This is a genomic window from Collinsella sp. BA40 (assembly GCF_008014645.1).
GTDB lineage: Bacteria > Actinomycetota > Coriobacteriia > Coriobacteriales > Coriobacteriaceae > Collinsella.
In genome coordinates, this window is sequence record NZ_VOWY01000019.1 from 34,446 (window position 1) to 40,791 (window position 6,346).

Consider the following 6,346-nt stretch of genomic DNA (forward strand, 5'->3'; position numbering starts at 1 on the left):
AGCAAGGTGTGCTGACACCGAGCGGAGCCCGCGGGGCGACGCGTCCCCGCCGACAACAGCCGGCTCCCCGCCCATACCGTGAGCACGGGCCGACATCCCGACTCGACAGACAGCAGCGAGCGCACCCTAGCAGACCGTCTCCTCGCCGAGGCGGTAGAGCTCTTCGTTTACCTTCTGCAAGCTGCACCCCTGGTCGAGGCAGAAGATGATAATCGCATCGCGGCGACACTTCGGATCGAGCGAACTGGCACCCGCGGCCATCAGTGCCCGATTCGCCTCACGCAGGCTGAGCGCCATCGCAAAGGCGATCTGCAGCACCTTGTTGCGCGACGGATTGCGCTGGCCGGTGAAAATCTGGTACCCGAAGGTCTCGTTCAGATCGGCCATGCGAACGACTCGCGAGCGCTTGAGCCCCTTTTTGCGCAGCATCTGATCGAGGAACTCGGCGAGCGAGCCCGCCGAGAACTCGTGCCCACCAATGAAATCGTCGAGGCTCTTAGCTTCCAAGAGCTCTTGCAGCACCTGCTCCGTAAAACGCTCGGTCATACTCCCCCTTCCGCCGGCACGATTTACAACCATTGTAGAAGAACAGCGAAGCGGGACCCGCACCTCGGCGCGCCCCGCCCATGGCTGAAAAACCCTGTCGATACTATGCAAGCTGCCAGGTCGCAGCAGGCTCATCCGCAAGCATATTCGAAAAGTAAAGTGCAGCAGTAAGATCGCCCTTGAAATACAGGTTGCCGGAAACCGTGCCGCCGGCAGCGAGATCGCCGGAATTCAGCTCCTCGGAGGCCTCGCTGTAGTAGGCGATGTCGCTCCGCACACCGGAAGCGCTCTCGCCCTTCCAGTCGTACGGATTGAACGAAAGCGTCTCGCCGCCCTTGTTCGTATACGTGACGCGCACGCAGGTGATAACGGAGCCGTCATAATTGGAAAGGCCGGGCGTCACGCTATCGACGGCGACCACCATGCCGTTCTCGAGCTCGACGGAGGAACCCACCGACAGCACCTTCGCCGTATCTTCGGGCTTGCCAGCGTCGTCCCCCTGCTTGGCGTCGCTGGACACGTCGACGGCCTGAGGTCCGTTCATAGCATCATCGATCGCCGCTCCGTACATGCTCTGGCTTGCGAGAACAGCGACCACGGCAACAACGTTAACCGCCACGGCGGCGATGGCGAGGCCCTTGCCAGCCCGCTTGCCGCGCAGGCAGCCTACGAGGCCCGCAACGGCCAGCACAGCGCCAACCAGGGCAATGAAGAACGAGATGTTGTTGATGATGGGCATCAGCGATGTGAGCAGGGCCACGATGCCGACAATGAGGCCGGCAACGGCCAGACCAGACCGGCGCTGCGTATCAGATGCGTTTTCCATAACGTCATTCCTTCCAATAAACGCCGCTCGACCTCCGAGCGGCTCCCTGCTGCCATTATTGGAAAGTGAGCGGATGATTTCATTAGCTCTCAGCTAAGGCGGGCTGACGGACGGACCCGCGGCACGGAGGTCCTACGGATGATACGGGCAGCCATCCCCCAGACAGGCGGAGTTAGCGCCCGCCGCGGCGCACGCGACGGGCGCGCCATCCAGCACGAGGCCGGCATCGAGATGCTCGTTGAACCACGGCACCGCAGCCTGAACCGCGATGCGCGCATCGCGCTTGCAGCATCGAGGAGAGCCGGCGGCGGCGATGCGGCCCAGGACGTCGGCAACCATGGCCTGGCCCTCGCTCCAACCCTCCGCACGCAGGGGCGCGTTGCCCGCAAGCACCGCGAACGCCATGCCGCACGACGACGCCGCGCCGCATACGCCCCACTTCGCGCAGGACGCCCCCGGTACGCAACGGGCGCGAGCACCGAGCTCGTCCAGGGCGGACGCGAGGTCACCGTAAGTCGAACGGGCGTGGAAGCGCGGCCACGAGCAGGTAAGAAGCGCCGCACCGACCAGGAAATGATGGACGGGACCGAAGGCAACGCACCGCTCATCAGCCATCAGGCGCTCGAGCAGAACACCGGGATCCACGCCCTCCCATGCCAGGCACACCTCGCGCGACCACGCGCATTCATCGTTGAACGCCATATCGTCCTCCCCTTTATCCGAGTTTTACACGCCGCCACCCGACGGCGCCCGTGGAGCATGCGGCGCGCATACTCGCGGCGCGTCGGTGCTCAATCGCATCGCCCTCGAATCATAACGGGTATCATACGGTATGTATGGCTACGCGAAAGGACGATGGCCATGAACCTCGATGAAGAAAAGCGCTGCGAAGACCGCGAAGCCGCGCCGCCCTCGCCCGAAGAGGGCAAGGCGAGCCGCTGCAAGCGCTTCCTGCACAAACACAGCGGACTGATCTGCACGCTTGCCATCTGCGCCTTTTTCGGCGCGGTGGTCTACGCGGAAAACCCCTGGCTCTGGCCGCACGAGAAGGCCGCCTCCAGCGAAGCGGCCTTCGATCCTGCAAACCTGAAGGACTCCGACGGCAAGCCACTTGCCGAATGCCTGCCCTACGAGGGCATGCCCGAAGCCTACATAGACTACACCCTGCTGGGGCGGCCCGATGAAATCAATGTGCTTGACGTGACCATCTACAAAAGAGGTGGCACGTGGTATACCTGGAAGGCTCATACGGGAGCGGATATATTCCTCGTATTCGCGCGCAATGAGAAGGTTGAAGAGACGTACAAGAAGCAGGGGAACACCGACTATTGGCTTGATCCCGTCACCAGAGGCGACCTCAACAAGCCGAATCTCGATGGAACGGGGGCCGTGGTCTACGAGCGGGAGCCCCAGCCCACGGCCGAGCCCGAGAACAACATCCCGACGCCGGAAGAGCTCAGCGACCGCCTACCCTACATCGGCTTGCCTGCAGACCTTTGTCGACAGCACCTGGCTCGGACCGCATTCCTCGGAGAGCGAGCCCGTTGAGTCCGGGATGCTGGAGGGAGCGACCCCGTACCACTGGGTCGCCCACGACGGCACCCAGATCTTCGCCGCCTACATTCGCGACGGGAAGGTTATCAAGGTAGCAAAGTTCTATGTCGGAACGGACTATTGGAACGCTGCAGATGGATCTGATCTCGGCAAACCCAATCTCGACGGAACGGGCACCCAGATCGATAATCGGCTCCCACCTCAACTCGTTGATCCCGAAGACTTCGATAACGCCGAAGACTACGCCGACAACGCGGCGGATTACTTCGAATACTACGGTGCAAAAGACCCGTGGATGGCTGCGGTAGATTTCTGGGACCTCAACGGACCCTGATGCACCGACCGCCACAGCCCCGCACACGCGAAGGCCGGCTCCACCAGGGGTCGGCCTTCTGCGGAACAACCATCAACGAGCACGCGAACCGCCCCACGTTGCACGGCCGCGCACGCGCATGCTATACTCGGCTCGTCCGTCCGCGGGATGCGGACCCCATGCGAGGACACCACCGCGAAGAGACAAGGCGGCCATGCGCTTCTAGACATCCCTCTCAACTGTCCCGTTGACCTCCACGCACACAAGGAGGGGATGTCTTCATGCAGCTCGCGCTTTCTCGCGTGTCCTACACGCACCCCGCAGCTCAAGACCCCATTTTGAATACCGTGACCATCGCCTTCGCACAGGGCTGGACCGGCCTGCTGGGCGACAACGGATGCGGCAAGTCGACGCTCGCCCGCATCGCCTGCGGCCTCATCGAGCCCGATGCCGGCTCGGTCACGCGCGGCCTCTTCTGCACCTACTGCCCGCAAGAAGCGGATGTGCAGCCCGATTGCCTGCACGATTTCGCCCTCGACTTCGACCGCGAGGCACGCAGCCTCAAAGAACGGCTGGAACTCACCGATGATATGCCCTGGCGCTGGAACGAGCTCAGCTTCGGCGAGCGCAAGAAGCTCCAGATCGCATGCGCCCTCTGGCAGCGCCCCAACGTGCTCGCTATCGACGAGCCGACGAACCACCTCGACACAGCGGCGCGGCATCAGCTCGAAAGCTTACTCAGAGAATTCGACGGCATCGGCATCCTCGTCAGCCACGACCGCGGGCTTCTCGACGCGCTCGTAGACCGATGCGCCTCATTCGAGGCGACCGGACCCCACGGGAGCACGCGAATCACGATCAGGCCGGGCGGCTACACGGCCGCGCACGCGCAGGCAGAGCTCGAGCGCTGCTCCATCGTCGCTGAGCGATCGGCAGCGAAGGCCGAGCTCGCGCGCCTCACGGCCGAACACGAGGCGCGCGCTCGCGAGGCGGCGCGGGCGGGCGCCCGACGCTCGAAGCGCGGTCTGGACCCCAAGGACAAAAGCGCACGCGCGAAGATAGACCTGGCGATCTGGAGCGGGCAGGACGGTGCGCGCGGCAAGCTCGCCAACCAGATGGAGAAGCGCCTCGTCACGGCGAGGGCCCGCGTCGAGACCGCGCGGGTAGCGAAGAGATACGACGGCGACCTCTTCCTCGATGCCGCCCCGAGCCATCGCAAGACGGTCCTCCACATCCCCGCCTCTGCCATCCCCTGCGGGCCCGGCTCCCTCGAGATTCCCGAGCTCTACGTGGGAAACACCGAGCACATCGGCATCATCGGTCCCAACGGAGCGGGAAAGACGACCTTCCTGGACCATGTGCGACGGCTATTGACGATTGCGATGCCCGCCGGGCCAACGGCGCCGGAGGTCGTCGAGGTGCTCGACATCCCGCAGGAACCGGACCGACGCCAAAAGGAGCTGGCGCTCGCAGAGATGCGGCAGCTTTCGCACGAGGAGCTGGGCAGCGTGCTCTCCTGTGTGGCCCAGCTGAACTCCGACCCCGCGCGTATCCTGGAGGGCGCCGAGACCAGCCCCGGCGAGCTACGGAAGCTCATGATCGGCCTAGGCCTGCGCGAGCGACCCTCGCTGATCATTATGGACGAGCCGACGAACCATCTCGACCTGCACTCCGTCCAAGCCCTCGAGCGCGCGCTCGCGGGCTATCCCGGGGCGCTCCTCGTCGTTAGCCACGACGCCGCCTTCATAGAAGCGTGCACATCGACGACCTGGAGAATCGAGGATGGACGGCTTCGACCCGTCCGCTGAGCGCGGATGGGCCGCGAGCGATCAGGGACACATCAAAGCAGAAAGCCGGCCCCAGAAGGAGCCGGCTTTCGTGTCATGATGCGTATTTCCGCAGTTCAGACTACTCGAACTCGATGGTGCCGCAGGGCTTGGGGGTGAGGTCGTACAGGACGCGGCAGATGCCGGGGACCTCGGAGGCGATGCGGTCGCCGATCTTCTTGAGGAGCGCCCAGTCGAGCTCGGGTACCTCGGCGGTCATGGCGTCGACGGTGTTGACGGCGCGGATGAACGCCGGCCACTCGTAGAGGCGCTTGTCGTCCTTAACGCCGGTGACGCGGAAGTCCGGCACGGAGACGAAATACTGCCATACCTTGCCCTCGAGGCCCGCGTTGGCGAACTCCTCGCGCAGGATGGCGTCGGCCTCGCGCAGGGCCTCCAGACGGTCGCGGGTGATGGCACCGAGGCAGCGCACGCCAAGGCCGGGACCGGGGAACGGCTGGCGCTCGACCATGTTCTCGGGCAGGCCGAGCTCGCGGCCGACCACGCGAACCTCATCCTTATACAGCAGGCGAACGGGCTCGCAGAGCTCGAACTGCAGGTCGTCGGGCAGGCCGCCCACGTTGTGGTGCGCCTTCACGCCATCGGACTCGAGGATGTCGGGGTAGATGGTGCCCTGAGCCAGGAAGCTCACCTGGTCGCCCACCTTGCGGGCCTCTTCCTCGAAGACGCGGATGAACTCGGCGCCGATGATCTTGCGCTTGGTCTCGGGCTCGGCAACGCCGTCGAGCAGGCCGAGGAAGCGGTCGGTGGCGTCGACGTACACGAGGTTGGCGTCCAGCTGGTTGCGGAACACGTCTACGACCTGCTCGGACTCGCCCTTGCGCATGAGGCCGTGGTTCACGTGAACGCAAATGAGCTGCTTGCCAACGGCCTTGATGAGGAGGGCCGCCACGACCGAGCTGTCAACGCCGCCGGACAGGGCGAGCAGCACGTTCTTGTCGCCGATCTGCTCGCGGCACGCCGCCACCTGCTCCTCGATGAAGGCCTGAGCGAGCTCGGGGGTGGTGATGCGAACCATGTCGTCGGGACGCTTGTTAAGATCCATGTGGAATCCTCCTCAACGTGTAAGGCTTGAAACTGCAAGAAAGTATATCGAATAACAACCGCTCGCACGCAGCTGGATGCAAGCATATTCAGACGAAATCAACGTATATCCCAGCTCGCACGCGCCACGGCCTTGACCCGCCTCACGCCGGAGCTAGCTGTTGTGTGCCGATAGGTTGTTTACGCCGTAGACTCGCGACATGGGCGGCAGGCCCC

7 protein-coding genes are annotated in these 6,346 nt (G+C 64.1%); 3 read left to right on the top strand and 4 right to left on the bottom strand.

Annotated features, from left to right (window positions below):
• Nucleotides 1-126 precede the first annotated feature (126 nt).
• From E4J93_RS07720 to E4J93_RS07730, 3 genes are all read right to left on the bottom strand, one after another.
• Nucleotides 127-546, bottom strand: coding sequence for an XRE family transcriptional regulator (locus E4J93_RS07720; protein ID WP_147588887.1), 420 nt, complete (start codon nt 544-546; stop codon nt 127-129).
• A gap of 103 nt (nt 547-649) precedes the next feature.
• Nucleotides 650-1,372, bottom strand: coding sequence for a DUF4352 domain-containing protein (locus E4J93_RS07725; protein WP_147588888.1), 723 nt, complete (start codon nt 1,370-1,372; stop codon nt 650-652).
• Nucleotides 1,373-1,504: 132 nt separating this feature from the next.
• Nucleotides 1,505-2,074, bottom strand: coding sequence for a DUF5714 domain-containing protein (locus E4J93_RS07730; protein ID WP_147588889.1), 570 nt, complete (start codon nt 2,072-2,074; stop codon nt 1,505-1,507).
• Between the two features lie 153 nt (nt 2,075-2,227).
• On the opposite strand from E4J93_RS07730, the gene E4J93_RS07735 reads away from it, so the two are divergent.
• From E4J93_RS07735 to E4J93_RS07745, 3 genes are all read left to right on the top strand, one after another.
• On the top strand, nt 2,228-2,920 hold the full coding sequence (locus tag E4J93_RS07735) for a hypothetical protein (protein WP_147588890.1): 693 nt from the start codon (nt 2,228-2,230) through the stop codon (nt 2,918-2,920).
• A 7-nt stretch (nt 2,921-2,927) separates the two neighbouring features.
• Nucleotides 2,928-3,260, top strand: coding sequence for a hypothetical protein (locus tag E4J93_RS07740; protein ID WP_147588891.1), 333 nt, complete (start codon nt 2,928-2,930; stop codon nt 3,258-3,260).
• A 260-nt stretch (nt 3,261-3,520) separates the two neighbouring features.
• Complete coding sequence (locus E4J93_RS07745; protein WP_147588892.1) at nt 3,521-5,047, top strand: ATP-binding cassette domain-containing protein; 1,527 nt, start codon at nt 3,521-3,523, stop codon at nt 5,045-5,047.
• A gap of 100 nt (nt 5,048-5,147) precedes the next feature.
• On the opposite strand, the gene guaA is transcribed toward E4J93_RS07745, so the two are convergent.
• A complete protein-coding gene (gene guaA / locus E4J93_RS07750; protein ID WP_147588893.1) occupies nt 5,148-6,131 on the bottom strand; it encodes a glutamine-hydrolyzing GMP synthase in 984 nt (327 codons plus the stop codon).
• Nucleotides 6,132-6,346: the final 215 nt, after the last annotated feature.